Source organism: Atlantibacter subterraneus (genome assembly GCF_007570865.1).
In the GTDB taxonomy this organism is placed as follows: Bacteria; Pseudomonadota; Gammaproteobacteria; order Enterobacterales; family Enterobacteriaceae; genus Atlantibacter; species Atlantibacter subterraneus.
This window is the reverse complement of sequence record NZ_VLPS01000005.1, coordinates 234,773-259,335: the sequence shown is the minus strand read 5'-3', so window position 1 is coordinate 259,335 and position 24,563 is coordinate 234,773. Positions and strand designations below refer to the sequence as shown.

Annotated in this window: 26 protein-coding genes and 1 pseudogene; 11 read left to right on the top strand and 16 right to left on the bottom strand. The window is 57.1% G+C overall.

Annotated features, from left to right (window positions below; all coding sequences use genetic code 11):
- The 4 genes from sgcC to rpsT all read right to left on the bottom strand — a co-directional run bounded on the left by sgcC (position 1) and on the right by rpsT (position 3,242).
- The gene (sgcC, locus tag FND52_RS11025) at positions 1-1,314 is read right to left on the bottom strand and encodes a PTS sugar transporter subunit IIC SgcC (RefSeq protein ID WP_125293120.1); all 1,314 of its coding nucleotides are present in this window, start codon (positions 1,312-1,314) and stop codon (positions 1-3) included.
- An 18-nt stretch (positions 1,315-1,332) separates the two neighbouring features.
- Positions 1,333-1,611 (bottom strand): PTS sugar transporter subunit IIB SgcB, encoded by a 279-nt coding sequence (gene sgcB / locus FND52_RS11020; protein WP_125293121.1) that lies wholly within the window; start codon positions 1,609-1,611, stop codon positions 1,333-1,335.
- The gene (locus FND52_RS11015) at positions 1,608-2,729 is read right to left on the bottom strand and encodes a M42 family metallopeptidase (protein WP_144130799.1); all 1,122 of its coding nucleotides are present in this window, start codon (positions 2,727-2,729) and stop codon (positions 1,608-1,610) included. The genes sgcB and FND52_RS11015 overlap by 4 nt, the downstream gene beginning before the upstream one ends.
- A 249-nt stretch (positions 2,730-2,978) precedes the next feature.
- Positions 2,979-3,242: a 30S ribosomal protein S20 gene (gene rpsT, locus FND52_RS11010; RefSeq protein ID WP_125293123.1), complete on the bottom strand. Its 264-nt coding sequence runs from the start codon at positions 3,240-3,242 to the stop codon at positions 2,979-2,981.
- Positions 3,243-3,344: 102 nt separating this feature from the next.
- On the opposite strand from rpsT, the pseudogene FND52_RS22105 reads away from it, so the two are divergent.
- The 6 genes and pseudogenes from FND52_RS22105 (at position 3,345) to ispH (ending at position 9,306) form a co-directional block, all read left to right on the top strand.
- Positions 3,345-3,561 (top strand): annotated as a pseudogene (locus tag FND52_RS22105) (DUF2575 domain-containing protein).
- Positions 3,562-3,568: 7 nt separating this feature from the next.
- Positions 3,569-4,528, top strand: coding sequence for a bifunctional riboflavin kinase/FAD synthetase (gene ribF / locus FND52_RS11000; RefSeq protein ID WP_144130797.1), 960 nt, complete (start codon positions 3,569-3,571; stop codon positions 4,526-4,528).
- A 54-nt stretch (positions 4,529-4,582) separates the two neighbouring features.
- Positions 4,583-7,399, top strand: a complete 2,817-nt coding sequence (ileS, locus tag FND52_RS10995; RefSeq protein WP_144130795.1) for an isoleucine--tRNA ligase — start codon at positions 4,583-4,585, stop codon at positions 7,397-7,399.
- Positions 7,399-7,908 (top strand): signal peptidase II, encoded by a 510-nt coding sequence (gene lspA / locus FND52_RS10990; protein ID WP_125293127.1) that lies wholly within the window; start codon positions 7,399-7,401, stop codon positions 7,906-7,908. Before ileS ends, lspA begins: the two co-directional genes overlap by 1 nt.
- Positions 7,905-8,375: an FKBP-type peptidyl-prolyl cis-trans isomerase gene (gene fkpB, locus FND52_RS10985; RefSeq protein ID WP_144130793.1), complete on the top strand. Its 471-nt coding sequence runs from the start codon at positions 7,905-7,907 to the stop codon at positions 8,373-8,375. Before lspA ends, fkpB begins: the two co-directional genes overlap by 4 nt.
- Positions 8,356-9,306 (top strand): 4-hydroxy-3-methylbut-2-enyl diphosphate reductase, encoded by a 951-nt coding sequence (gene ispH, locus FND52_RS10980; RefSeq protein ID WP_125293129.1) that lies wholly within the window; start codon positions 8,356-8,358, stop codon positions 9,304-9,306. The genes fkpB and ispH overlap by 20 nt, the downstream gene beginning before the upstream one ends.
- A gap of 62 nt (positions 9,307-9,368) precedes the next feature.
- Here ispH and FND52_RS10975 read toward each other — a convergent pair whose 3' ends face one another.
- Genes FND52_RS10975 through FND52_RS10965 form a run of 3 tightly spaced genes read right to left on the bottom strand, consistent with a single transcriptional unit; the run spans position 9,369 to position 12,479 of the window.
- Complete coding sequence (locus FND52_RS10975; RefSeq protein ID WP_144130791.1) at positions 9,369-10,151, bottom strand: SDR family oxidoreductase; 783 nt, start codon at positions 10,149-10,151, stop codon at positions 9,369-9,371.
- A 16-nt stretch (positions 10,152-10,167) separates the two neighbouring features.
- Positions 10,168-11,595, bottom strand: a complete 1,428-nt coding sequence (locus FND52_RS10970; protein WP_125293131.1) for a sugar porter family MFS transporter — start codon at positions 11,593-11,595, stop codon at positions 10,168-10,170.
- Between the two features lie 14 nt (positions 11,596-11,609).
- On the bottom strand, positions 11,610-12,479 hold the full coding sequence (locus FND52_RS10965; protein ID WP_144130789.1) for an SMP-30/gluconolactonase/LRE family protein: 870 nt from the start codon (positions 12,477-12,479) through the stop codon (positions 11,610-11,612).
- Between the two features lie 232 nt (positions 12,480-12,711).
- Between FND52_RS10965 and rihC the strand changes: the two genes are divergently transcribed.
- From rihC to FND52_RS10950, 3 genes are all read left to right on the top strand, one after another.
- Complete coding sequence (gene rihC / locus FND52_RS10960; protein WP_144130787.1) at positions 12,712-13,626, top strand: ribonucleoside hydrolase RihC; 915 nt, start codon at positions 12,712-12,714, stop codon at positions 13,624-13,626.
- 98 nt (positions 13,627-13,724) lie between these two features.
- Positions 13,725-14,285, top strand: coding sequence for a glucose-6-phosphate isomerase family protein (locus FND52_RS10955; RefSeq protein WP_144130785.1), 561 nt, complete (start codon positions 13,725-13,727; stop codon positions 14,283-14,285).
- The gene (locus FND52_RS10950) at positions 14,278-15,060 is read left to right on the top strand and encodes a glucose-6-phosphate isomerase family protein (protein WP_144130783.1); all 783 of its coding nucleotides are present in this window, start codon (positions 14,278-14,280) and stop codon (positions 15,058-15,060) included. Before FND52_RS10955 ends, FND52_RS10950 begins: the two co-directional genes overlap by 8 nt.
- Before the next feature lie 37 nt (positions 15,061-15,097).
- On the opposite strand, the gene FND52_RS10945 is transcribed toward FND52_RS10950, so the two are convergent.
- From FND52_RS10945 to FND52_RS10925, 5 genes are read right to left on the bottom strand one after another with little or no spacing between them, the layout of a single operon-like run.
- Positions 15,098-15,916, bottom strand: a complete 819-nt coding sequence (locus FND52_RS10945) for a PTS system mannose/fructose/sorbose family transporter subunit IID (RefSeq protein WP_144130782.1) — start codon at positions 15,914-15,916, stop codon at positions 15,098-15,100.
- Complete coding sequence (locus FND52_RS10940) at positions 15,916-16,713, bottom strand: PTS mannose/fructose/sorbose/N-acetylgalactosamine transporter subunit IIC (RefSeq protein WP_125293137.1); 798 nt, start codon at positions 16,711-16,713, stop codon at positions 15,916-15,918. The genes FND52_RS10945 and FND52_RS10940 overlap by 1 nt, the downstream gene beginning before the upstream one ends.
- Positions 16,714-16,723: 10 nt before the next feature.
- Positions 16,724-17,218, bottom strand: coding sequence for a PTS sugar transporter subunit IIB (locus FND52_RS10935; protein WP_125293138.1), 495 nt, complete (start codon positions 17,216-17,218; stop codon positions 16,724-16,726).
- 10 nt (positions 17,219-17,228) lie between these two features.
- Entirely contained in the window at positions 17,229-17,657 is a 429-nt protein-coding gene (locus FND52_RS10930; RefSeq protein ID WP_144130781.1) for a PTS sugar transporter subunit IIA, read from the bottom strand.
- A gap of 2 nt (positions 17,658-17,659) precedes the next feature.
- Positions 17,660-19,408, bottom strand: a complete 1,749-nt coding sequence (locus FND52_RS10925; RefSeq protein WP_125293140.1) for a class I mannose-6-phosphate isomerase — start codon at positions 19,406-19,408, stop codon at positions 17,660-17,662.
- 187 nt (positions 19,409-19,595) lie between these two features.
- Between FND52_RS10925 and FND52_RS10920 the strand changes: the two genes are divergently transcribed.
- The gene (locus FND52_RS10920; RefSeq protein WP_144130780.1) at positions 19,596-20,621 is read left to right on the top strand and encodes a LacI family DNA-binding transcriptional regulator; all 1,026 of its coding nucleotides are present in this window, start codon (positions 19,596-19,598) and stop codon (positions 20,619-20,621) included.
- A gap of 6 nt (positions 20,622-20,627) precedes the next feature.
- Here FND52_RS10920 and FND52_RS10915 read toward each other — a convergent pair whose 3' ends face one another.
- Together FND52_RS10915 and FND52_RS10910 are read right to left on the bottom strand one after the other, a co-directional pair.
- Positions 20,628-21,011, bottom strand: a complete 384-nt coding sequence (locus FND52_RS10915) for a VOC family protein (protein ID WP_144130779.1) — start codon at positions 21,009-21,011, stop codon at positions 20,628-20,630.
- Positions 21,008-22,171, bottom strand: coding sequence for an MFS transporter (locus tag FND52_RS10910; RefSeq protein ID WP_125293143.1), 1,164 nt, complete (start codon positions 22,169-22,171; stop codon positions 21,008-21,010). The genes FND52_RS10915 and FND52_RS10910 overlap by 4 nt, the downstream gene beginning before the upstream one ends.
- A gap of 111 nt (positions 22,172-22,282) precedes the next feature.
- Between FND52_RS10910 and FND52_RS10905 the strand changes: the two genes are divergently transcribed.
- Positions 22,283-23,053 (top strand): DeoR/GlpR family DNA-binding transcription regulator, encoded by a 771-nt coding sequence (locus FND52_RS10905; protein ID WP_144130778.1) that lies wholly within the window; start codon positions 22,283-22,285, stop codon positions 23,051-23,053.
- Positions 23,054-23,089: 36 nt separating this feature from the next.
- Here the strand turns inward: FND52_RS10905 and FND52_RS10900 are convergent, their stop codons facing one another.
- Both FND52_RS10900 and bcsD read right to left on the bottom strand, forming a co-directional pair.
- Entirely contained in the window at positions 23,090-24,085 is a 996-nt protein-coding gene (locus tag FND52_RS10900) for a family 8 glycosyl hydrolase (RefSeq protein ID WP_144130777.1), read from the bottom strand.
- Between the two features lie 9 nt (positions 24,086-24,094).
- Positions 24,095-24,562: a cellulose biosynthesis protein BcsD gene (gene bcsD / locus FND52_RS10895; RefSeq protein ID WP_125293146.1), complete on the bottom strand. Its 468-nt coding sequence runs from the start codon at positions 24,560-24,562 to the stop codon at positions 24,095-24,097.
- Position 24,563 lies beyond the last annotated feature (1 nt).

The window sequence follows — 24,563 nt, the reverse complement described above, 5'->3', positions numbered from 1 at the left end:
TTATTCCGACAATTCACGTTTTCGTAAAATCAGGACTACCGTTGCCGACAAACCGACGGCAACCACCACGCCGATCGCACCCAGGGACATGATTTCTGCGATTGACCAGCCAAACATATTGCCGACAGAGAGCGCGCTGATTTGTGCGCCGTCCTGCGCGAAGCTGAAACCGCCCTTCAGCGCCATCTCGGTAAAGTAAGGCGCAAACTGCGTCGCGATCAGCAGTACGGTGACCATGACGATCACGCCGCTGATCAGGGTGCGCAATAAATCACCCCGGTGGATCACCGTCGCCATGCAGATAAAAAACGGCGCGACGGGCAAATCGGCGAGCGGCAGGACTTTATTGCCCGGCAGGATGCTGGCAAAAACCAACATGATGGGGATTAACAGCAGGCCGACGGCGATGGTGGTCGGGTGGCCCAGGGTTACCGCGGAGTCCAGCCCGATGTAGACTTCCCGGCCATGAAAGTGCTTTTGAAAAAACTGGCGAGCGCCATCCGAAATGGGCAGCAACCCTTCAACGATCAGGCGGATCATGCGCGGAAACAGCACCATAATCGCGGCGACCGTAATCATTAACGTGGCGGTGCCTTTAAAGCCTTCACCCGCTGCCAGCCCGAAAAGTAAACCCAGCACCACGCCGATAATGACGGGATCGCCTACCATGCCGTAGCGTTTCTGGAGCTCGCTGGCATCAATGTTACGTCCCTTCATGAACGGAATTTTGTCGTACAGGGTATCCAGCAACACGAACAGCGGAACGGAACTGGAACCATAGCCCTGCGGGATAGAAATCCCTTCCAGCCCGACAATGCTCTGGACCCGGCGCGCGCTCCAGTCAGCCATTTTCAACGACAGCGCGGCGTGGCAGATTGCCGCCAGCACGCCGTAAATCATGCTGCCGGTCATCAGCTGCGTTACGGTGCCGGTAATGGCGAAGTGCCAGTAGTTATAAATATCCACGTTCATGGTTTTGGTCAGGCGGGTCAGCAACATGCCGATGTTGAGCAAAAAAATCACCGGAATAATGATGGCACCAATGGCCGTGGCATACCCGACGCCAGAAGCCGGGCCGGCCCCTACGTCGAGCACGTGCAGGTTCAAACCAAAGCGTTCGATCATAATTTTTATCGGTGGATTCAGGCTATCTATCGCCATGACGATAACCAGACCCATTCCGACAAAACCAACACCCACCGTGACGCCCGCTTTCACTGCCTGAAGCACCGGGATGCGGAAGATAAGGCCAATTAAAATCATAATGATGGGAACAAACACCGTCCCGCCAAGAGACAAAATGTAGTCAAACATAACGCCTCCTTATCATCGCTAGTGGCTGAGCAGCGCTTTAATTTGCTGCTTCAGCGCGTCATCGTTGATACCGGTCAACAGCGCCGCGCCATTCAGCGTGGGCACGCCATAATCGGTGGCGGTTTTCATGGATGTCACAATCAAATCAACGCCCCGGCAATTGAGCGGAATTTCGCTCAGGCAGCACTGCGAGGTCGTAGCGGGGATACCCTGTTGCGCCAGGTAATCCTGGAGCTTCTGGGCAATCATGGTTGAGGTCGACATGCCAGTGCCGCATGCCACAAGGATCTTTTTCATAACAGAGGGTGCTCCTGAAGGGTGCCCGGGATGGGCTCAATGGGAAATGACTCGGGACGCTGCTGCGCCAGAGCCGTCAGTAAATCAATGCAATGACCGAGATCGCGCAGGCTGGCGACTTCAGCAGGGGAATGCGTATAGCGGCAGGGAATAGAGAGGCTGGCGCAGGGGATGCCGTTTTGCTCCACCTGAATATATCCGGTTTCGGTGATCACACCGGGTGCCACTTCACGCTGGACCGGAATGGCGGCCTCGCGAGCCGTCTGCTCCAGCATGGTGATCAAGCGTGGTGGCGTAATCAGGCCAGCCAAAGTCCCGCGGCCATGATAGTTCAGGCAGGTAATGCCCACGCCCTGATTAACCACCACGTCAGAATAATCATGAAGATCGGGGGTATCGCAGGACGGCGTAATATCAATCCCAATCGCCAGGTCCGGTTTAATGCGCGATAACACCGGGACGATACCGCGAATATTGAACTCTTCCTGGACGGAGGCGACCAGATACAGAGCGATGGCCAAAGGCTGTTGCCTGATGCCCTGCGCCACGCCCAGCAGCGCGGTACAGCCCAGCCGATCGTCAAGCGCTTTACTACATACCAGATCGTTAGCCAGTAACTGAGGAGGATTGTACAGCGTGATGGGTGTCCCCACGCGGACCCCCATTCGCTCGGCATCGGCTTTAGAATGGGCACCGATATCAATCCACAGCTTGTCCAGCGACGGGGACTGGGTTCGCTCATCCGCTTTGGCAAAATGATAGGCTTTAATCCCAATGCAGCCGGGAACCGGGCCCTGTTCGGTATTCAGGGTGACGCGCGAGCCGGGCATGGTGATTTGCGCCGGCCCGCCAACCCGTTCAAAACGCACGAAGCCGGTAGGCTCGATTTTACGCACCATAAAACCCACTTCATCCATATGCGCAAACACCATCACCCTGAGCGCATCCGGGCTTTCACTGCCGTAGCGGGCGACGACGTTTCCTAACCGGTCGCGCCAGACTTCATGCGCCGTGGCGGAGAATTGCTGCTGCATATAGTCGGCAAGTGCGGTTTCGTGGCCGGAGATCCCGTCCAGCGTCAGTAAGGTAAACAGCGTGTTTTTAATGTCGAAGGTCATTACGCAGCTCCAGTCAAATTCACTCATTTGTTGAGCGATTTATAAGCGGCGAATGACGCAATAAGTGTGATAAATATCACCCGGTGAGCGATAAACTGACTAAATCAAAGAGATATGTGATCGATATGAAGCTATTTCGCGCAGCGACGTTGAGCGAATACCCTACAGAAGGGCGTGATTCAGGCGGGAAACAGGCATAAAAAAACCCGCGTAAGCGGGTCTTTTTTACAAAGCGTCAACAGCGGGCGATTAAGCCAGTTTGTTGATCTGCGCGGTCAGGTTAGCCTTATGGCGCGCTGCTTTGTTTTTGTGGATCAGACCTTTAGCGGCCTGGCGATCCACGATCGGCTGCATTTCGTTGAATGCATTCTGTGCTGCTGCTTTGTCGCCAGTTTCGATAGCTGCGTATACTTTCTTGATGAAAGTACGCATCATGGAACGACGGCTAGCGTTGTGTTTGCGAGCCTTTTCAGACTGAACGGCGCGCTTCTTAGCTGACTTGATATTAGCCAAGGTCCAACTCCCAAATATGATCTATATGGACAATTCAAAGGCCGAGGAATATGCCCTCTTAGCCCCGTTTTGTCAATGGATTTGTGCAAATAAGCGCCGTTAATGAAGCGACACTTGTTACGTAGTGATGGCGCAGGATTCTACCAGCTTGCGTCGCGCGAATACAGCCTTTCGGGGACAAAAATAGTAAAGGTTTGGCGCAATTCCTTATGTTTCACGCTAAGTGCGCTAAAACAACCGGTTTCCAGGCGGTATCTGCAATCGTTGGTTAACCTTGAGAGCGGTACACGCTATAATCCGACGATTTTCACCCTGTTGAGCCTGTCATGAAGCTGATACGCGGCATTCACAATCTGACCTCCGAACACCGTGGTTGTGTCCTCACAATTGGTAATTTCGATGGCGTACATCGCGGCCATCAGGCGCTGCTCGCCGGTTTGCGCGAGGAAGGGCGTCGCCGCAATCTGCCGGTGATGGTGATGATATTCGAGCCTCAGCCGCTGGAATTGTTCGCCGCAGACAAAGCCCCGGCGCGCCTGACCCGGCTGCGCGAAAAGCTAAAATATCTGGCCGAATCGGATGTGGATTACGTGCTGTGCGTCCGGTTTGACCGGCGCTTCGCCGCGCTGACCGCGCAAACCTTCGTCAGCGATCTGCTGGTGAAGCGCCTCGGCGTACAGTTCCTGGCGGTGGGGGATGATTTCCGCTTTGGCGCTGGTCGTCAGGGTGATTTCTTGTTATTACAAAAGGCTGGCCTGGAATATGGCTTCGACGTGACCAGCACCCAGACGTTCTGTCACGGCGGCGTGCGCGTCAGCAGCACGGCGGTGCGCCAGGCGCTGGCGGACGACGATCTGGCCCAGGCGGAGCAACTGCTCGGCCATCCGTTTATGATTTCCGGTCGTGTGGTGCACGGCGATGAGCTGGGCCGCACCATCGGCTTCCCGACGGCGAACTTACCGCTGCGCCGTCAGGTTTCCCCGGTTAAAGGGGTGTATGCGGTTGAAGTCAGAGGGCTGGGCGATACGCCGCTGCCCGGCGTTGCCAATATCGGCACGCGTCCGACGGTGCAGGGAATGCGCCAGCAGCTTGAGGTTCATCTGTTAGACATTGCAATGGACCTTTACGGACGCCATATAGATGTGGTGTTGCGTAAAAAAATACGTAATGAGCAGCGATTTGCCTCGCTTGATGAACTGAAAGCGCAAATCGCCAGGGATGTCGTAACGGCCCGCGAATTTTTTGGGCTGGTTACCCGCCAGACGATGGGAAACAAGACCAGTTAGCCGGCTTTAGGCCTGTTGGTGTTAATCAAACCGAAATACGGAACCGAGAATCTAATGAGTGACTATAAATCTACCCTGAATTTGCCGGAAACAGGGTTCCCGATGCGTGGCGACCTCGCCAAACGCGAACCGGGAATGCTGGCGCGTTGGACCGATGATGACCTGTACGGCATCATCCGTGCGGCGAAAAAAGGCAAAAAAACCTTCATTCTGCATGATGGCCCTCCTTATGCGAATGGCAGCATTCATATTGGTCACTCGGTTAACAAGATTCTGAAAGACATTATTATCAAATCCAAAGGGCTGGCGGGTTATGACTCCCCGTATGTGCCGGGATGGGATTGCCACGGTCTGCCGATTGAACTGAAAGTTGAACAGCTGATCGGCAAACCGGGCGAGAAAGTGTCTGCGGCGGAATTCCGCGCCGCCTGCCGTAAATACGCGGCTGAGCAGGTTGAAGGCCAGCGCGCCGACTTTATCCGTCTGGGCGTGCTGGGCGACTGGTCGCACCCGTACCTGACCATGGACTTCAAAACCGAAGCCAACATCATCCGCGCGCTGGGTAAAATCATCGGCAACGGTCACCTGCATAAAGGCGCCAAGCCGGTGCACTGGTGCGTAGACTGCCGTTCCGCGCTGGCGGAAGCGGAAGTTGAGTATTACGACAAAACCTCGCCGTCCATCGACGTGACGTTCAACGCCGTTGATGCCGACGCGGTAAAAGCCAAATTTGGCGCGGCCAGCGTCAACGGCCCGATTTCGCTGGTGATCTGGACCACTACCCCGTGGACTCTACCCGCTAACCGTGCCATCTCCCTGCATGCGGATATCGAATACGCGCTGGTGCAGATTGACGGTCAGGCGCTGATCCTGGCGAAAGAGCTGGTGGACAGCGTAATGAAACGCGCCGGTATCACTGATTTCACCGTGCTGGGCACTGTGAAAGGCGATGCGCTGGAGCTGCTGCGCTTCAAACACCCGTTCCTGGATTTCGACGTGCCGGCGATCCTCGGCGAGCACGTGACGCTGGACGCGGGTACCGGCGCGGTGCATACCGCCCCAGGCCACGGCCCGGACGACTATGTTATCGGCCAGAAATACGGTCTGGAAACCGCAAACCCGGTTGGCCCGGACGGCGCGTATCTGCCGGGCACTTACCCGACGCTGGACGGCGTTCAGGTGTTCAAGGCTAACGATCTGATCGTTAACCTGCTGCGTGAAAAAGGCGCGCTGCTGCACGTTGAAAAACTGCTGCACAGCTATCCGCACTGCTGGCGTCACAAAACGCCGATCATTTTCCGCGCTACCCCGCAGTGGTTTATCAGCATGGATCAGAAAGGCCTGCGCGCGCAGTCCTTGCAGGAGATCAAAGGCGTGCAGTGGATCCCGGACTGGGGTCAGGCGCGCATCGAGTCGATGGTCGCCAACCGTCCGGACTGGTGTATCTCCCGTCAGCGCACCTGGGGCGTACCGATGTCGCTGTTCGTGCATAAAGAGACCCAGGAACTGCACCCGCGTACTCAGGAGCTGATGGAAGCCGTTGCCCAACGCGTTGAGCAGGACGGCATTCAGGCATGGTGGGATCTCGACCCGCGCGACATCATGGGCGACGACGCCGACAGCTACGACAAAGTGCCGGATACCCTGGACGTGTGGTTCGACTCCGGTTCAACCCATGCGTCTGTTGTAGATGTGCGTCCGGAGTTTGCCGGCCACGCGGCGGATATGTATCTGGAAGGTTCCGACCAGCATCGCGGTTGGTTTATGTCTTCTCTGATGATCTCTACCGCCATGAAAGGCAAAGCGCCGTACCGCCAGGTACTGACCCACGGCTTTACCGTGGATGGTCAGGGCCGCAAAATGTCCAAGTCCATCGGCAACACCGTATCGCCGCAGGACGTGATGAACAAACTCGGCGCAGACATTCTGCGTCTGTGGGTGGCATCGACCGATTACACCGGCGAAATGGCGGTCTCTGACGAGATCCTCAAACGCGCCGCCGACGCTTACCGCCGCATTCGTAACACCGCGCGCTTCCTGCTGGCGAACCTGAACGGCTTCGATCCGGTGAAAGACAGCGTTAAGCCGGAAGAGATGGTGGTACTGGATCGCTGGGCGGTCGGCTGCGCCAAAGCGGCACAGGAAGATATCGTAAAATCTTACGAAGCCTACGACTTCCACGAAGTGGTACAGCGCCTGATGCGCTTCTGCTCCGTCGAAATGGGCTCGTTCTATCTCGATATCATCAAAGACCGTCAGTACACCGCGAAAGCGGACAGCGTGGCGCGCCGCAGCTGCCAGACCGCGCTGTACCATATCGCGGAAGCGCTGGTGCGCTGGATGGCACCGATCATGTCCTTCACTGCCGATGAAATCTGGGGCTACCTGCCAGGCGATCGTGAAAAATACGTGTTTACCGGCGAGTGGTATGACGGCCTGTTCAGCCTGGCCGATAACGAAGCCATGAACGATGCCTACTGGGACGAGCTGCTGAAAGTGCGCGGCGAAGTCAACAAAGTCATCGAGCAGGCGCGTGCCGACAAACGCATCGGCGGCTCGCTGGAAGCGGCGGTTACGCTGTATGCACAGCCGGAACTGGCGGCGAAACTCACGGCGCTGGGCGATGAATTGCGATTTGTCCTGTTGACCTCAGAGGCGCAAGTTGAAGAGTATGCACAGGCGTCCGCCGAGGCCCAGCAGAGCGAACAGCTCAAAGGCCTGAAAGTGGCGTTACGCAAAGCCGATGGTGAGAAGTGTCAGCGCTGCTGGCATTACACCACCGATGTCGGTCAGGTAGCGGAACACGCCGAGCTGTGTGGCCGCTGTGTCAGCAACGTCGCCGGTGACGGCGAAAAACGTAAGTTCGCCTGATGAGTAAACCGATCCTTTCAACAGGGCTGCGCTGGCTGTGGCTGGTGGTGGTCGTGCTGATTGTCGATTTGGGCAGTAAATACCTGATCCTCCAGAACTTCGCTCTGGGGGATACGGTGTCCCTGTTCCCGTCGCTCAATCTGCATTATGCGCGCAACTATGGCGCGGCATTTAGCTTCCTCGCCGATAAGGGCGGCTGGCAGCGCTGGTTCTTTGCCGGTATTGCCATCGGTATCTGCGTGGTGCTGGCGGTGATGATGTATCGCGCCAAAGCCAGCCAGAAGCTCAACAATATCGCCTATGCTTTAATCATCGGCGGGGCATTGGGCAACCTGTTCGACCGCCTGTGGCACGGCTTTGTGGTCGATATGATCGACTTCTACGTCGGCGACTGGCATTTCGCCACTTTTAACCTGGCGGACACGGCGATTTGCGTCGGGGCGGCGTTGATCGTGCTGGAAGGTTTCTTTGTCTCATCCGACAAAACGGCCCAGGAAAAGAAATCATGAGTAAAAGCGTACAGCGCGACAGCGCCGTGCTGGTCCACTTCACGCTGAAGCTGGAAGATGGCTCGACGGCGGAATCGACCCGCAATAACGGCAAACCTGCTCTGTTCCGGCTGGGGGATGGCTCGCTGTCCCCCGGGCTTGAAGCGCAGCTGCTGGAGATGCGCGCGGGGGAGAAAAAATCCTTCACGCTGCCGCCGGAATCCGGGTTTGGCATTCCCAGCCCGGACATGATCCAGTACTTCTCGCGTCGGGAATTTATCGACGCCGGGGAGCCGGAAATCGGGGCGATCATGTTATTCACCGCCATGGATGGTTCGGAAATGCCTGGTGTGATTCGCGAAATTAACGGCGACTCCATCACGGTGGATTTCAACCATCCACTTGCCGGGCAGAACCTTCATTTTGATATCGACGTACTGGAGGTTGATCCGGTACTGGAGACGTTGAATGCAGATCCTGTTGGCTAACCCGCGCGGTTTTTGCGCTGGCGTTGACCGTGCAATCAGCATTGTCGAAAACGCGCTGACCATTTATGGCGCGCCGATTTACGTGCGTCATGAAGTGGTGCATAACCGCTACGTAGTGGACAGCCTGCGCGAGCGCGGCGCGATTTTTATCGAGCAAATCAGCGAAGTGCCGGACGGCGCGATCCTGATTTTCTCGGCGCACGGCGTGTCTCAGGCGGTACGCAACGAGGCGAAAAGCCGTGATTTAACGGTGTTTGACGCTACCTGCCCGCTGGTGACCAAAGTGCATATGGAAGTGGCGCGCGCCAGCCGTCGCGGCGAAGAAGCGATCCTGATCGGCCACGCCGGGCATCCGGAAGTGGAAGGCACCATGGGCCAGTACAGCAACCCGAAAGGGGGCATGTACCTGGTGGAGTCGCCGGAAGATGTGCTGAAAATCGACGTGAAAGACGACAGCAATCTCTCCTTTATGACCCAGACCACGCTGTCGGTGGATGATACGTCGGACGTGATTGACGCGCTGCGCAGTCGTTTCCCGAAAATCATCGGCCCGCGCAAAGACGATATTTGCTACGCCACCACCAACCGTCAGGAAGCGGTACGCGCGCTGGCGGCGGAAGCAGATGTGGTGCTGGTGGTCGGGTCGAAAAACTCTTCCAACTCTAACCGCCTGGCGGAACTGGCTCAGCGGATGGGTAAAAAAGCCTATCTGATTGACGATGCCAGCGATATTGACGAGTCGTGGCTGCAAGGCGCGGCCTGCGTTGGCGTCACGGCGGGGGCGTCGGCACCCGATATCCTGGTGCAAAACGTTCTGAAACGGTTGCAGGCGTTAGGCGGCGGTGAAACGCGTGAACTGACGGGCCGGGAAGAAAACATTGTTTTCGAAGTGCCGAAAGAACTGCGCATGGACGTGCGGGAAGTCGAATAATCGCTCGTTCGTCTTAACAGAAATGCCAGACAACACTGTCTGGCATTTTTTTTGGTCAGCGATCACGCGTCATCGTCGTCCTGCATAATTGCGCTACGTCCGCCATCCATCACGATAGTGGTACCGGCAATAAATCCCGCTTTATCGCTGGCCAGGAACAGGCATAGCTCTCCGACTTCGCCAGGCTCGCCAATGCGCCCGACGGGGTGCTTTTTGATGGTTTTTTCACGAATCGCCTGCGGATTGGCGTGGGAATCAAACCAGGCCTGATTGCCATCGGTATCAATAAAGCCCGGCGCGATCCCCACGGTGCGGATCGCCGGTCCCCATTCAATCGTCAGGCTTTGTACCAGCGACAGCAGCGCCCGTTTGCTGATGTTATACGGCGCGCAGCCAGGCATAGTGGAAAACGCGTGATTCGAAGTGATGACCAGAATCACGCCCTGGCTTTTTTGTAACGCACCGCGCGCGCACTTCGCCAGAAACCAGTGGGAGCGCAGGTTAAGATCGAAATTATGCGACCAGTCGCTTTCGGCGCAGTCGATACCCCGAAAGACGTTTTTCCCGGCGTTGGATACCACGACGTCGATACGCCCGAACAGCGATTCCGCTTCACTCACAAACTGCGCAATCTGCGCCGTTTGCGTCACATCCACTGAATAATAAAAAAAGCGCTCCGGGTAGCGGGCGAGCAGCGCCCCGGCAAATGGCGCGTTATCGATCGGCGAATGTGCGCAGCCAATAACGATATCGCCATGCTCAAGAAAGGTTTGGGCAATGGCGTGGCCGATACCCTGGCTTGCGCCGGTAACGAGAACAACACGGGGTGATAATGAATCAGTCATAGCAACCTCAAATGGGTTATTTCACCGCGGCGGCGCGGGATGACAGGGAGCGATGCGGGGGTTGGCCGATATGGCGTAACGCTTCGCCACGCATCAGATTGCGCTCAATATGCTCAAGCGAAATATTTTTGGTTTCCGGCACGAAGAGAAAAGTCAGTACGATGCAGATGACGTTCAGTATGCCGTAGAGCCAGAAGGTGTTAGGGCTGCCGATGGTGTCGATCAGGGTCAGGAAGGTAGCGCCAATGATCATATTGGCTATCCAGTTCGCCATCGTTGAGCAGGTTACGCCAAAATCGCGGCCTGCCAGCGGTTGGATCTCGGAGCACAGTACCCAAATCAGCGGGCCCGCGCTCATGGCGAAGCCGGTGATGAAGATCAGCAGAACGGCGACGGCAACGTACTGCTCAACAGGCGTCGTGATACCGCTGTAAAACATGTATCCCAGTATGCCCATACAGATCGCCATCACGCTAAAGCCCAGTTTCAGGATAGGTTTGCGTCCCCAGCGATCCACCAGCCCGATGGCAATAAACGTCGCCAGAACGTTGGTGAGCCCGGCAATGACCGTGCCCCACATCTGCTCCCGGGTGGTGGAAAAACCGGCAATCTCAAAGATTTTTGGCGCGTAATACATGATCACCGTCATGCCGGTGAATTGCTGCATAAACTGCAACAGCACGCCAAGGTAGGTCGAGCGGCGAAAGTGCGCGTTATGGCGAAAGAGCTGCCAGCCGCGCTGCTTCATTTTTACGCTTTCCCGGATCTGATTGAGCTCTTCAGCGGCTTCACGGTCCGAGTTACGTAGCAGTTTAAGCACCCGGGCGGCGAGCTCGTTCTTATTGCGCATCGCCAGCCAGCGCGGGCTTTCCGGCAGCGTAAGTACGCCCACAAATAACACCAGCGCCGGGAAGGTAATAATACCCAGCATCCAGCGCCAGTGCCCACCTGCGCTCAGGGCAGTATCAGACAGGAACGCCGCCAGAATGCCGATGGTTATCATCAGTTGGTAAAGCGAAATCATACTGCCACGGATCCGCTCCGGCGCGATTTCCGACAGATAAAGCGGGGCGGTAAAAGACGCCACGCCCACGGCAAGGCCGAGGATAAAGCGAAAAACAGAAAGGATCTCCATGCTGGTGGCGATGGCGCAGCCGATGGAGCCCACCACGAACAGCAGCGCTCCCAGCAGCAGGCTTTTTCTTCGCCCAAGGGACGAGGACATCGGCCCGCTGCACAGCGCACCCAGCGCGGCGCCAAACATCATGATGCTGACAACGATTTCCTGATGGTGGCTGGTTAACGTAAATTCGTCGGCGATAAATGGCAACGCGCCGGCAATCACGCCCATATCCAGACCGAAGAGCAGTCCGGCAAGCGCGGCCAGAAAGCAGACCAGGATGGTCTGCCGGTTAATTTGGGAAGAAGGGGAGGAAGTAGTCATGATCGTACCTGCTGTTAGAGTCGAAAATAACGAGCGGGGCCGCCCGTTAAGGTTGTAGTTACACGTAGCAGTGCGCCGTCCGTCTCTGAGGGCTGTGACAGTCCCTGGCGAGCGGAAGTGACATACAGATCGGAAAGGGTGGGGCCGCCGAAGGTACAGCTACTCGGCTGTAAAACAGGTAATCGCAGGCTATCCAGCTCGGTAAGCTGCCGCCCGTCAAGCTGATAGCGGACCAGACGGGACTGGCCCCAGCGGGCGTTGATCAACTGCCCGTCAGTGGTTAACGCGGAGCCGTCCGGGATACCGGCAACCGGGTGAGCCACTAACGGCGTCAAACGGCTTATGTGATTACCAGCGCAGTAAAAGCAGTGGCGAAATGAATCCGCAAACCAGATGTTGCCTTCATACCAGTGCAGCGTATTGGGCACCCACTGCTGGCTGAGCAGGCGCTGCGGCGCTTTATCACCATGGGCGAGCCGATACCAGCTCCCCAGCGCGGCTTCCGCTGCGGGATCCATGGTGCTGAACCAGAGCGCGCCGTCCGGGGCGATGGCGGCTTCGTTTGGCCGGGTGCCCCGGGCATCTTCGGGATAAGCGCAAATGCGTTCGATATTACCCGTCGCATAATCGTACAGACGGATGCCATCCTGACTGACGGCTAAAAACGTTTCGGGCTGCTGCGTCAGTAATACCGCGCTGGTGAATGGCGGCATCGGGCGTTGTTCCAGCCGTTGATCTTCTGCTGGCCAATAGCGCAGCAGCCGCTGTTGCAAAATGTCGACCCAAAGCAGCGACATGCTACGCATGCACCATACGGGCGTCTCGCCGAGCAGGGCGCGGTACTGACCTACAATGTCAGGTTTGCTAATAAAGGGTGGGCGCATTGGAGTAGCTCCTTAACACGCAAAGCAAATTCAGGTAATACAAATATTATTTTCTTGTATGACAAGAGGGTAGGGCAAAAAGTCAGACTGTTTTGTGAATGGGATCGAAAATAAAACGGGTGATGTCAGAAAAACGGTTAATTTATGACTTCACTACAGAAAGCCACATGTATAACAAAAGTAATCTATATATAAGATATTGTATTTTAATAAAAATAAGGTTTTAAGTGATATGAAGCTACCCATTATTTTAGATACCGATCCGGGCATTGATGATGCCGTCGCCATTGCCGCCGCGCTGTTCGCACCAACTCTTTCGTTACAGTTGATCACCACGGTAGCGGGGAACGTGAGCGTGGATAAAACCACTCGCAACGCCTTACAGTTGGTCAATTTCTGGAATGTCGGGGTACCGGTGGCGCGCGGCGCAGCGACCCCGCTGGTGCGTCCGCTGCGTGATGCAGCCTATGTGCACGGCGAATCGGGGATGGAAGGGTATGCGTTTATCGAACATGACCGCAAAATGCTGGATCAGACCGCCGCTGACGCCATCTATCATCAGCTGATGGCGAGCCCGGAACCTATCACGCTGGTGGCGATTGGACCGCTGACTAATATCGCCCTGTTGCTGACCCAGTACACGGAATGCCTGCCACGCATTCAACGCCTGGTATTGATGGGCGGTTCTGCGGGACGCGGGAATTTCACGCCCAACGCGGAATTTAATATGGCGATCGACCCCGAAGCGGCAGCACGTGTGTTCGCCAGCGGGATGGAGATTGTGATGTGCGGGCTGGATGTTACCAATCAGGCGGTGCTCACGCCGGAATTTCTGGCGACGCTGCCGGAGCGCAACGCCACTGGAAAAATGCTTCACGCCCTGTTCAGCCACTACCGCAGCGGCAGCATGAGCACCGGGCTACGTATGCACGATCTCTGCGCCATCGCGTACCTGGTTAAACCAGATCTGTTTACGCTGAAACGCTGCTTCGTGGCGGTGGAAACCCACGGCGAATACACCGCTGGCGCTACAGTGGTGGATCTTGACGATCGTCTGGGTAAGCCAGCCAATGCCAGTGTGGCAATCGATCTGGACGTCGAAGGGTTCCGTCAGTGGGTAGCGGAAATCATGGCGCAAATGCCGTAAATCTGTGATCTGGCTGGCAGGTTGAACGCCGCACACTATAGGTTAATCGATTAATCTGTCAGGATGACTCTGTTGTTCTCCTCGGGCCGGAGAAAAGCATGAACGATTTATTAATCCAACCCTTCCAGCTTGCCTGGGCGACGGGTGCGTTAAGTCACGGCCCGTTAATCCGCAAAACCACTCTTCTTGGGGATCTCAGCGCTATTTTCACTGATGGCGACGCAACCCAACTGTTCCCCGATCGGCCTGCATATGATGTCGACATGTTTGATACCCCTGGCGGCGAAGGTGAACTCTACGTCGGCGTCACACACCTTTATCCCGGTAAAGTCGGCAACGAATATTTTATGACGCGCGGTCATTTTCATCAGCGTCGTGAGCAGGGCGAGGTCTATTTTGGCCTGCAAGGCGAAGGCCTGCTGCTGATGCAAAATCAGCAGGGTCAAGCCTGGACCGAACCCGTCTTCGCCGGTTCCGTGCATATCATTCCGGGCTATACCGCCCATCGCTTGATTAATACCGGTTCACAAACTCTGAGCGCGCTGGCCGTCTGGCCGAGTACCGCCGGGCACGACTACACCTCGCTACCGCACGGCTTTGCGCTACGGGTCATTGAAGAGGCAGGGAAAGTGCGGATTATGGCGGTGAAGCATGGCTGATATGAAAGCGAAGTACGGGCTGAACATGACCATTCATCATCAGCCGCTGGGATTCAGCTACGGTGAGGATGTTATCGGGCCGATGCCGGAAGTGCGCACGCTTGATCAGATCCGCGCCTCGCTGCGCAATCCGGAGTGTAGCGGGCCGGATGTGGTCTATGCCATCGCGATGGACGTTGCGCGCCTCCAGGATCGCGAAGAACTGCAAAAGCGCATGCTGCTGTTTGGTGTCGTGACCTATGCTGCGGGCCAACTGGGCGATGAGCCGGTGCGCAGTCAGGGCCATATTCACCGCATCAGCCAGCACAGCGGCTGGTCCCCGCCGGAGCTGTACGAAATCTGGCAGGGCAAAGCAATCGTCTATATGCAGGAATTTGTCGAAGACGATCCGGGTCGCTGCTTTGCGGTCATTGCCGGACCGGGCGAAAAGGTGCTGGTGCCGCCGGGATGGGGGCACGCGACGATTTCCGCTTCTGTTGACGAGCCGCTGACCTTCGGTGCCTGGTGCGATCGGGAGTATGGCTTTGAATATGACGCCGTACGGGCGCATAAGGGGCTGGCGTGGTATCCGCTGGTACAGGACGGTCATATCGTCTGGCAGCATAACGCCCACTATATGCCGGGGCGATTACAGGCGATCACGCCGCGTCGCTACAGCGAATTCGGCATTACCGATGAGCCCATTTACCAGCAGTTTATCGACGATCCTGCCCGTTTTCAGTTTATCTCTAAACCCGATCGGACCGCTGGCCTGTGGCGCAATTTCCACCCATAAAAAAACCGGGGCTTATGCCCCGGCAAGTTTGATGCGATTACCCGGCAAACAGCCCGGTCGCCACGCCTGCTGCGGCGAGGATCAACAGCAGTAGCATTGCCTTAACCGGCGATACTCCGCGCTTCGCCATCAAATACCAGGTGCCCAGCACCACAATCAGCGGCAGTAATTGCGGGAAGATCCCATCGAGCATTTGCTGAACGTGGATATTGACCCCGTCGTTCGTCACAAACTCCAGGCCGGTGCCCAACTTCACATAGCTCGCGGCTACGCCGCCCATCACAAATACGCCGAGCAGCGACAGGGCTTCACGCAGGCGTGTCGAGCGGCTGCTGACCAGCATTTCCACCGAGCCGGAGCCCATCTGGTAGCCTTTGAGAAACAGAAACCACGAGCCGGGAATAATAATCGCCAGCCACGCCACGGTGTAAAACAGCGGGCCGAGCATACTGCCGCCCGCCGCCAGCGCCATGCCGATACTGAGCAAAATCGGGATCAGCATACCGGGGATCATGGAATCACCAATCCCGGCCAGCGGCCCCATCAGGCCCACTTTCAGGGTATTAATGGTTTCCCCGTCGATGGGTTCGCCATTGGCCTTTTTCTCTTCCAGGCCCAGCGCCATGCCGTTAACAATCGCGCCAATCTGCGGCTCGGTGTTATAGAACGAGGCGTGACGGCGCAGCATTTCGGTGCGCGCCGCTGCGTCCGGGTAGAGTTTGCGGGCGACCGGCAACATGCTGAGGCAGAACCCAAAGGATTCCAGCCTTTCAAAGCTCATGGAGGAAAGATTATGCATCATCCAGGCGCGCCAGCAGCGGCGCAGATCTTTGCGGGTGAGATTACGCGCTTCCATCAGAATTCATCCTCATCATCGGCAGGCGAGGCGGCTTTCACCGCTGGCTGGGTTTCCGGTTTGTAGTTGTAATGGATCAGCGCCAGCAGCGCTCCCACGATCACCAGCGCGACCATGTTCAGTTTCAGGAACACGATGCAGACGAAACCGACCAGAAAATAGATCAACATGCTGTAGTTTTTGATGATTTGCTTGAGCAGGATCGCGATGCCCACCGCCGGTAAAATGCCGCCCAGCACGTTCATGATCGACAGCACCATGCGCGGCAGGCTGTCCATAAACTCGCTGATGTACTGCGCGCCAAAGTAGACCGCGATAAAAGTCGGGACAAAGCGCAACAGGAAGTTGGTGGCCTGGGGAAAAATAGCGCTGTTGAGATAGATACCGCGCTCGTCGCCACGCTCCAGCGCCACATCGGCGCGGTGGTTCCAGAACGAGTTCAGTACCATCATGGCGTTAAACAGAATGGTCCCGGCGATACCAATTGTGGCGGCCAGCGCCACGGCCACTTCCGGCCCTTTGCCGGAGAGAATGCCCAGCGCGATGGCCGGAAATGCGACGAAATTCAGGTCGGCGGGCATGGAGCCGCCCGGCGTCACCATCGCGATATACACCGCCTGTACCGCCACGCCGATAATAATGCCGGTGGTCACATCGCCGAGGATCAGGCCGACCAACATCCCGGAGACCAGCGGGCGGGTGATCAAATACCAGCCGCCTGTCAGGCCAAACAGCCAGGGGCTGCTTAACGCCCCCAGATAGCAAAGAATGCCAATCAATGTGGCTTCAACAATCATGATGCGCTCCTCATTTTATTTTTTGCCGGGCGTCCTGCCAGCTATAGCAACTGGCATCGGGAACCAGCCGAAACTCAATGGCGTGGCCATGGGCGGCGAGCCAGTCGAATGCGGCGGTTTCCTCGGCATTCACCGACTGATTAGGGCCGATAGTGGTGGTACTGGCGCGGGCGCTCATCGGGCCGACATTGATCTTACCGTTGGCGTTTTTCAGGCTTATCCCGGCCATCTCGATGCGCTGGAGCGTCACGGGCGATTTGCCAATCACAAAATAGCGTTTTTCGCTGGCAATCACTTTTGGCAGTTTTTCGATGGCGGTAGCGGTATCGAATAACCACACTTTGGTGTCCTGCACCGCGCCCTTCATCACTGAGGAGAGTAGGGGATCGGCCGCGACGGCGTCATCAATGGCAATGATGCCGTCACAGGGCAGCTCTTTGGCCCAGCGTGTCACGAGCTGCCCATGAATGACGCGGTCGTCAATACGTACAAATGAGAGACTCATAGCGGGCTCCTTAAAAATCGTCAGAGGTTAATGAAGAAACGGGCTCGGCCTTAATCAGCGTCGGCTGCGTCATTTCCAGCAACAGCGCGGCGGCGGCGTGAACATCGATTAACGGGGCGACCTCGTCGCTAAGCAGCAGCATCGGGAAATTTACTCCGGCAACCACGGCGACCGGCGGCACGCAGTCCGGGGAAAACGCGTAATAGCAGGCGACGTTCCACGGCGTACCGCTTTGCATATCGCACAGCACCAGCACGCCGTCCGCGCCCTCGCGCGCCAGGGTCATTACCGCTGCGAAATCCTGTTTAAACCCTTCAATACCGCGCTGTTCATCCAGCGTGACCGCCTGCACGTGCGGCAGTTCGCCATATACCATGCGGCTGCTTTCCAGCAATGCCTGAGCAAGCGGTCCGTGGCTGGCGACAATAAAATGAATCATGATTACCCCCTTACCCAGGCTTTCACCGTCGCCAGCGTTTGCCCGACGCTTTCACCCCAGGGCGAAATGCGGTATTCGCCAACGGCGGCGGGGACGATAAAGGTTTCGGCGTAATGGACTATATAGGGTTCAAATGCACCGGTTGGGCTATCCACCCGCGCTTGTGCGCCCTCCACCAGATTGAGCACATTAACGCCGCCGTGGGTATGATGGGTAACCGGCGCGCTAAACCAGTGGCGGCGGGTTTCAATAAATTCCCGCTCGTGCAGGCCGGTGCGCTCTTCGCGCCAGCCGTCGCCCTGGGCGATGGGCTCGATCCGGTTCACCAGATGTTTTTCCACCCAGCGGGTGTCACGCTGCCAGTCGATCACCTGTGCGCCATGCTCCAGGTGGACCGGGCGCGGCAGGCCGTCAAGCCCCAGGCGGCCCCAGTCCCACAGTTTGAAGGTAAAAATGTACGGCGTGGCGCTGATCTCCAGCACCATGGTGCCTTTGCCGGAACAGTGCACGGTCCCGGCGGGGATCAGGAAGTGATCGTGCTTGCGCGCCGGGATCTGATTCACGAAGCGCTGGTCGTCAAACGGCTTCTCACCGCGCTGGGCGGCGTGCAGATCGTCCAGCATCGTCTGCGGCTGTGTGCCGGTCTGCGTCCCCAGATACACCACCGCGCCCGGCTCCGCGTCGAGGATGTAATAACTTTCATCCTGGGTGTAATGCATACCGAACTGCTGCTGAATGTATTCCGTTAGCGGATGGACCTGGAAACTCAGATTCTGGCCATCCATGGTGTCGAGAAAGTCAAAGCGGATCGGGAATTCGGCCCCGAACCGGGCGTGGACTTTTTCACCCAGTAAGGGACGCGGCTGGAGCAGCACTAAATCCTGAGAGGGGATCTCGATCCGCACCGCGCCGAAGCGCAAGAACAGGCTGTTTTCCTCGGGCACACAGTCAAAACACCATGCGTAATTCGCCGCAGAGGGATCGAGATCGAATTGCTGTTTCATCCACTGGCCGCCCCACACGCCAGGGTCGAAGAAAGGCACCACGCGAAACGGCTGGCGGGTTGCTTGCTCAAGACCGGCACGCAGCGCATCGCCGCTGACCAGGTTTGGTTGATCTTGCTGAGTGGTATCCAGCACAAAGTCTGCGCGCTTCAGCAGCGGCGTTTTATGGCGGTCGAATACCCGCCATTCAATAAAGAACGCGCGTTTGTAGCGGCGCAGCATATCTTCGTGCTGGTTTTCAACGCCCCAGTTGCCGAATTCTCCGCTGCGCATCCGCTGCTGGATCTCCCAGCGCGCCAGATCGGCATAGACCAGCACATCACCCGGATGCACCAGCGCCGCGCCGGGGCCGTAAATCACCACTAAACCTTGCTCAACGCGCTCAACATCCTGACGCAATTGCGCCAGCCGCTGCGCAGAAAAAAACTCAGGCAACTGATGGCATGAGAGCACGCCAAATACCCGATCGTCTGTGAGATTGCGGGCCAGCAGGTCGTGTAAATGCTGTTCATCCAGCCGGGCGGTTTCCGCATTAACAGTTAACTGCGGCGCGAGCCGGGGCAGCAGTTGCCTTTCCAGTTCCGCCAGTCTGACGCCGGGATAACAGTCAATCACCAGTACCGTTTTCCCCTGGTTGGGACGTTTCGCGTTTAGCGCGGCAACGATGTCGTCCCATCCTTGCCAGGCCTGATTTTCAAAACCCAGAACCGTGATTTCCGGGTATTTATCATAGGCTGTCTGTTTCATATGCTCTCCCATAGTCCTTGCTAAAAGATTAATCGATTAACCGATTCTGGGAAGAGTGGTTAACGCGATTAACCCGCCATTTATGGCAACAAAGCATCGTTTATGGGCGGTGTTGTGAAACGTCTCACAGGATAAAGTGCAAAAAACAGGTTATTCGATTAATCTGTTGGCAGACAGAGGAGGATGCATGACGACAGTAACGCTGGCGCAGGTCGCCGAACGTGCGGGCGTTTCCACCGCGACCGTTTCTATGGTGCTGCGCAATCGGGGACGGATTTCACAGGCTACCCGGGAACGGGTGCTACGCGCGCTGGATGAGTCCGGCTATGTCTACAACCAGACTGCGGCGAACTTACGCAACCGCAGCAGCAATCAGGTCGGGCTACTGCTGCACGACATCACTAACCCGTTCTACAGTGAGATGACCGCCGGGCTGAGTCACGAAATGGAGCGCCACGATCTGCTGCTGTTTCTCGCCAACAGCGAGGAATCCGGCGAACGCCAGCAGCGGTTTGTCGACTCGCTGATGCGCAACAACGCCTGCGGCATGGTGCTTTGCGCCGCCCGCGACACGCCGCAGGCTTTTTTTGACGGGCTGAAGCGGCGCAATATCCCGGTGATCCTGACGGTGCGTACCTTTGGCGATGCGGATTTCGATTACGTCGGCACTGATAACTTTTTCGGCACCCAACTGGCCACCGCGCATTTGCTAAAACTGGGCCACCGGCATATCGCGTTTATCGGCGGTAGCCATAATTCCGGCACCCGCGCCCAGCGTATCGGCGGTTTTACCAGCAAGCTGATTGAGCATGGCCTGTCGCCGAAGCCGGAATGGATTGTCGCCTCGCAGGCCAGCCAGAGCGATGGCGCGCGGGTCGCGGAAGCGTTGTTGACCGCGTATCCAGAAATTACCGCCGCCGTCTGCTACCAGGACATCGTGGCGCTGGGCGTGATGCAGGCGCTGCGTAAAATGGGCCGCACGCCCGGCCAGGATTTCGCACTGGTGGGATTTGACGATATTACCGAGGCGGCTCTGGTGCAGCCAGCGCTAACCACGGTTTCAGTGGCGGCAAAAGAGATTGGCCGTAAAGCGGGGGAGTTGCTGTACAGCCGTATTCAGGGTAACGATGAACCGCCGAAGCGGATCATTTTACCGCCCGCGCTGGTGATCCGGGGATCCTGCGGATTCCATCAGGCCAGCGGGGCGGAATAAACGCGGTCACGCCACCAGTTCAATCAGGTTGCCATCGGGGTCGCGGATCACCGCCTCGTAAAATCCGTCCCCGGTGGTGCGCGGCGGGCTAACCAGAATGCCGGACTGCGCGGCGCGATCGGCCATGGCGTCGACGTCCTGTTTCGCGCCGACGTTAACGGCGATATGCGCCCATCCCGTCAGTTCCTGGCCGTTAGATCCGTCGCCCAGCTCGGGCAGGGTCATTAATTCAATGGTCGGGCCGTCTGGCAGGCTGATGAAATACGACTGAAATCCCGGTCGGTTCTTACTGATGTACAGCTCGTTACTGACGCCGCCAAACATCTCGCGCCAGAATGCCTGCTGCGCCGCCAGGTCGCGCGTCCAGAGCGCTACGTGTGCAATTTTCATGAGTTCTCCGCCGTGACGGCTTGATGTCCAAGGTTAAGGGTGAGGGAGAGCGCGCCGACCATCAGCATCAACACCATGATCAGCGAGAATGCGAAAGAGAGTGAGCTGAAATGCGCCACGTAGCCGATAAACGCGGGTCCGCTAAGCACGCCCAGATAGCCCAGGGTGGTGATGGCCGGGACCGCCGCCGCCTGTGGCATCACAGTCTGGCGACCTACCGCTGAGAACATCACCGGCACGATATTGGCGCAGCCTGCGCCCACCAGCACATAGCCTATTAACGATAATTCCCATGAAGGGATATAAGTCACCAGCGCCAGGCCGACTGCCGCGACAATTGACCCGCCCAACACCACGGGCAGACGTCCCAGCCGGGCGATGATGCGGTCGCCGGTTAATCTGAACAGGGTCATGGCGATGGCGAAGCAGGTATAGCCCAGCCCGCCGAGGGTTTCCGGAATATTGCGCACGTCGGTCAGGTAGACGGCGCTCCAGTCCAGCACCGTGCCTTCGGTCAGGAACACGGCAAAGCAGACAATCCCCAGCAGCAGTACCGCACCACGGGGAACGGCAAACGCCGGGCCTTCTGTGGGATTCGCATAGTCGAGCAATCCGGAGCGGCTGATAAAGGTCATCACAATCACCGCCAGGGTGACCAGCAGAGTGCCGGTAAAAATCGTCATCCCCAGCGTTAGCAGCAGCGTCAGGAAACCCGCCCCGGCAATCCCGCCAACGCTGTACATGCCGTGGAACCCGGACATCACCGGCACCGGCGATGCTTTTTCTACCAGGATGGCCTGAATGTTCATGGCGCAGTCGGTCACGCCTACGCCGACGCCAAACAGCAGCAGCACGCCCGCCAGCAGCAGGGGATCGTTAATCACCGACAGCAGTGGGGTAGTCAACACAATAAACCCGACGGCGCTGAGGATCACGCGGCGGCAGCCGAATTTACTGGTCAGCAGGCCGGTTACCGGCATTGCAATCAGCGCGCCTACGCCAAGGCACAGCAACAGCGTGCCCAGCGTAGCCTCGTTAACGCCGGTATTACTGCGGGCGAACGGCACGATCACCGCCCAGGCCGCCGTGACGAATCCGGCAATAAAGAAAACAAGGCGAGTGGCAAATGCCGGTGAAACGCCGGAACGATGTTGGGACATAGGGATCCTCTTCAAATTTCGTACTCAATCAGGCCGGATGCCGTTGACAACAGGGTCCGGGTTGCAGGACTATGCTCACTATAGCTCGTTTGTGATGATTTAAGGATTTTTATGCTCGATTATGCAGCTTTTCCGGAGCAGCGACAAGCGCTGATCCGCCAGATCCTGCAACAAAATGGCCGCGCGATCTGTAGCGATCTTGCCGCACAGTTACAGGTTTCGGAGCACACGATTCGCCGCGATCTGCACGAACTCAGCAAAGAGGGGATCTGTAAAAAGGTCTACGGCGGCGCGGTGCTGCAATTGCAGGATGGTGAAAACTTCACGCACCGAAAAGCGCACAATCACGCAGAAAAAGGCCTGCTGGCGCAGCGCTGCGTGGAGCTGGTAAAAAACGGTACCTGTATTTTTATTGATACCGGGACGACCAACCTGGCGATGGCGTCCGCTTTCCCGGACGATCTCCAGCTCACCGTCGTCACCAACGCCCCGGATATCGCTGCGGTGCTATTAAAACACCCGCTGATCGAGGTGATTATGCTGGGCGGGCAGATCCAGAAAAATATTGGCGGCTGCGTGGGCAGCAGCGCGCTGGATCAACTGAGAACCATTATTTTTGACCAGGCGTTTATTGGCGGATGCGCCATGAGCGCGGAAACCGGGCTGACCGGCTTTGACTATGCCGATTGTGAATTCAAAAAAGCGGCGATCCGCCAAAGCAATCAAACCATCGTGGCGCTGACGGCGAATAAAATTCCCGGCATCGCGCGGTTTACCGTGGCCCGCTGTGATGAAATCGACGTGCTGGTGGTGGAAGAGACGCTGAGCCGTGAAGCGATCAATGCGTTTGAGGCCGAGGAGATCACTCTCCTCATGGTATAAACGCGCTGCGCTTACTGGCTAAGCGCAGCGTGGCCGTTAGCGCGCCGCCAGGCTGACCAGCATTTTCAGGCTGGCGGAGTAGTAATCTTCCTGAGCGGTGATTTGCGGTTCGCCTTTCGGCAACTGCCCCAGCACGAAATCGCGCACCGCCAGAATGCCGCCGTCCATCATATACGGAGCGGGATCGTTGGTGGTCACGTTAATCCAGGCGGGCGTCTGGCTGCGGGAATACTGGCCCCAGAACGCCTTGTACGGCTCCAGCAGCGGGCTTTGCGGTGCATACCATTTCACATACAGCGGCACGCGGATGGCGTCGTAGCTAAAGCGGGCAGGCCACTGTCTGGCGGGGGTCATACGCCCGTCGGCATACAGTGATACCCAGTCCGCCGGGAGCTGTCCGTTGCCAAAACGCATTTTTCCCAGCAGTTTCTGGCCATCATTGATTAAATCCTTCCAGACCATCAAATGGCTGCGGTTGCCTAAATCGCGCCACGCCGGGAAGACAAAATACGACGGGTTGAGGTTGATATTGCTGTTGAGATTGAACCCGTTCGCGCCGGGCAGCATCACTTTGTAGCCCGCATAGCTGATCACGTTATGGGCGACAATCGCTTTGGCGATGGCGTCCGAGGCGCTGAGATAGTCGTTGCTGCGCCACTTCTCGCCCGCTTTCAACAGTGCCCAGGCGATAAAGGTATCGCCATCGGTGGCATTGTTTTTATCGGAGATCGGCTGGGCTTCTACCGGGTTATAGCGCCAGTAGAACAGGCCGTTATCCGGGTTCTTTAAGGTTTTGTTGGTCCATCCCCAAATTTTGTCGAAGCTGGCGCGGTCATCGTTCATCACCGCCATCATCATGGCAAAACCCTGGCCTTCGGTGTGGCTGACGCTGTTATTGCCGGTATCAATAATGCGTCCGTCGGGCATTAAAAACCGCGCTTTATAGCTGTCCCACCCGCTGCCAGCCAGCGCACACTGGCTGGTCAGCAACACCATCATAGCCACAAACAGCGTTTTGCATCGCTGCAACATGCATTCACCTCATCGGCTGTTTTGATATCTGAAATGGACCTCAGTGGCCGATGGCGCGGCTTCGCGCCATAACGACACGGTGGGTTTCCCCCCCTGAGACTGTATCCAGCGCGCGTATAATCCCTCCAGAACGGCGCTCATTGCGCTGCTCCAGGCCGCTTGTCTGGCTTCATCGGGGGGAGTGGGCAACGCCCTGTGACGAATAAGCAGGGCGGTTTCGCTGGCTTCGATATCAATATACCCCCAGTTAAATTCCGCAAGTTGCTTATTTATCGCAAGTTCCAGCTCACCTACCGTATTTGATAGCGCCAGCGGAAATCGCTTGCCAAGATCGTCGCCCATCTGCGTCAGAAAGGCGTGGCTCTGGGATTCGCCCACGTTCGCCACCATGTTTTCCACCATGGTATGCAGCAGTGCAAACCATCCTGACTGGGTTTGTTGATTCTGGAAATACTGCAAAAGTTGTGCGTCATTCATC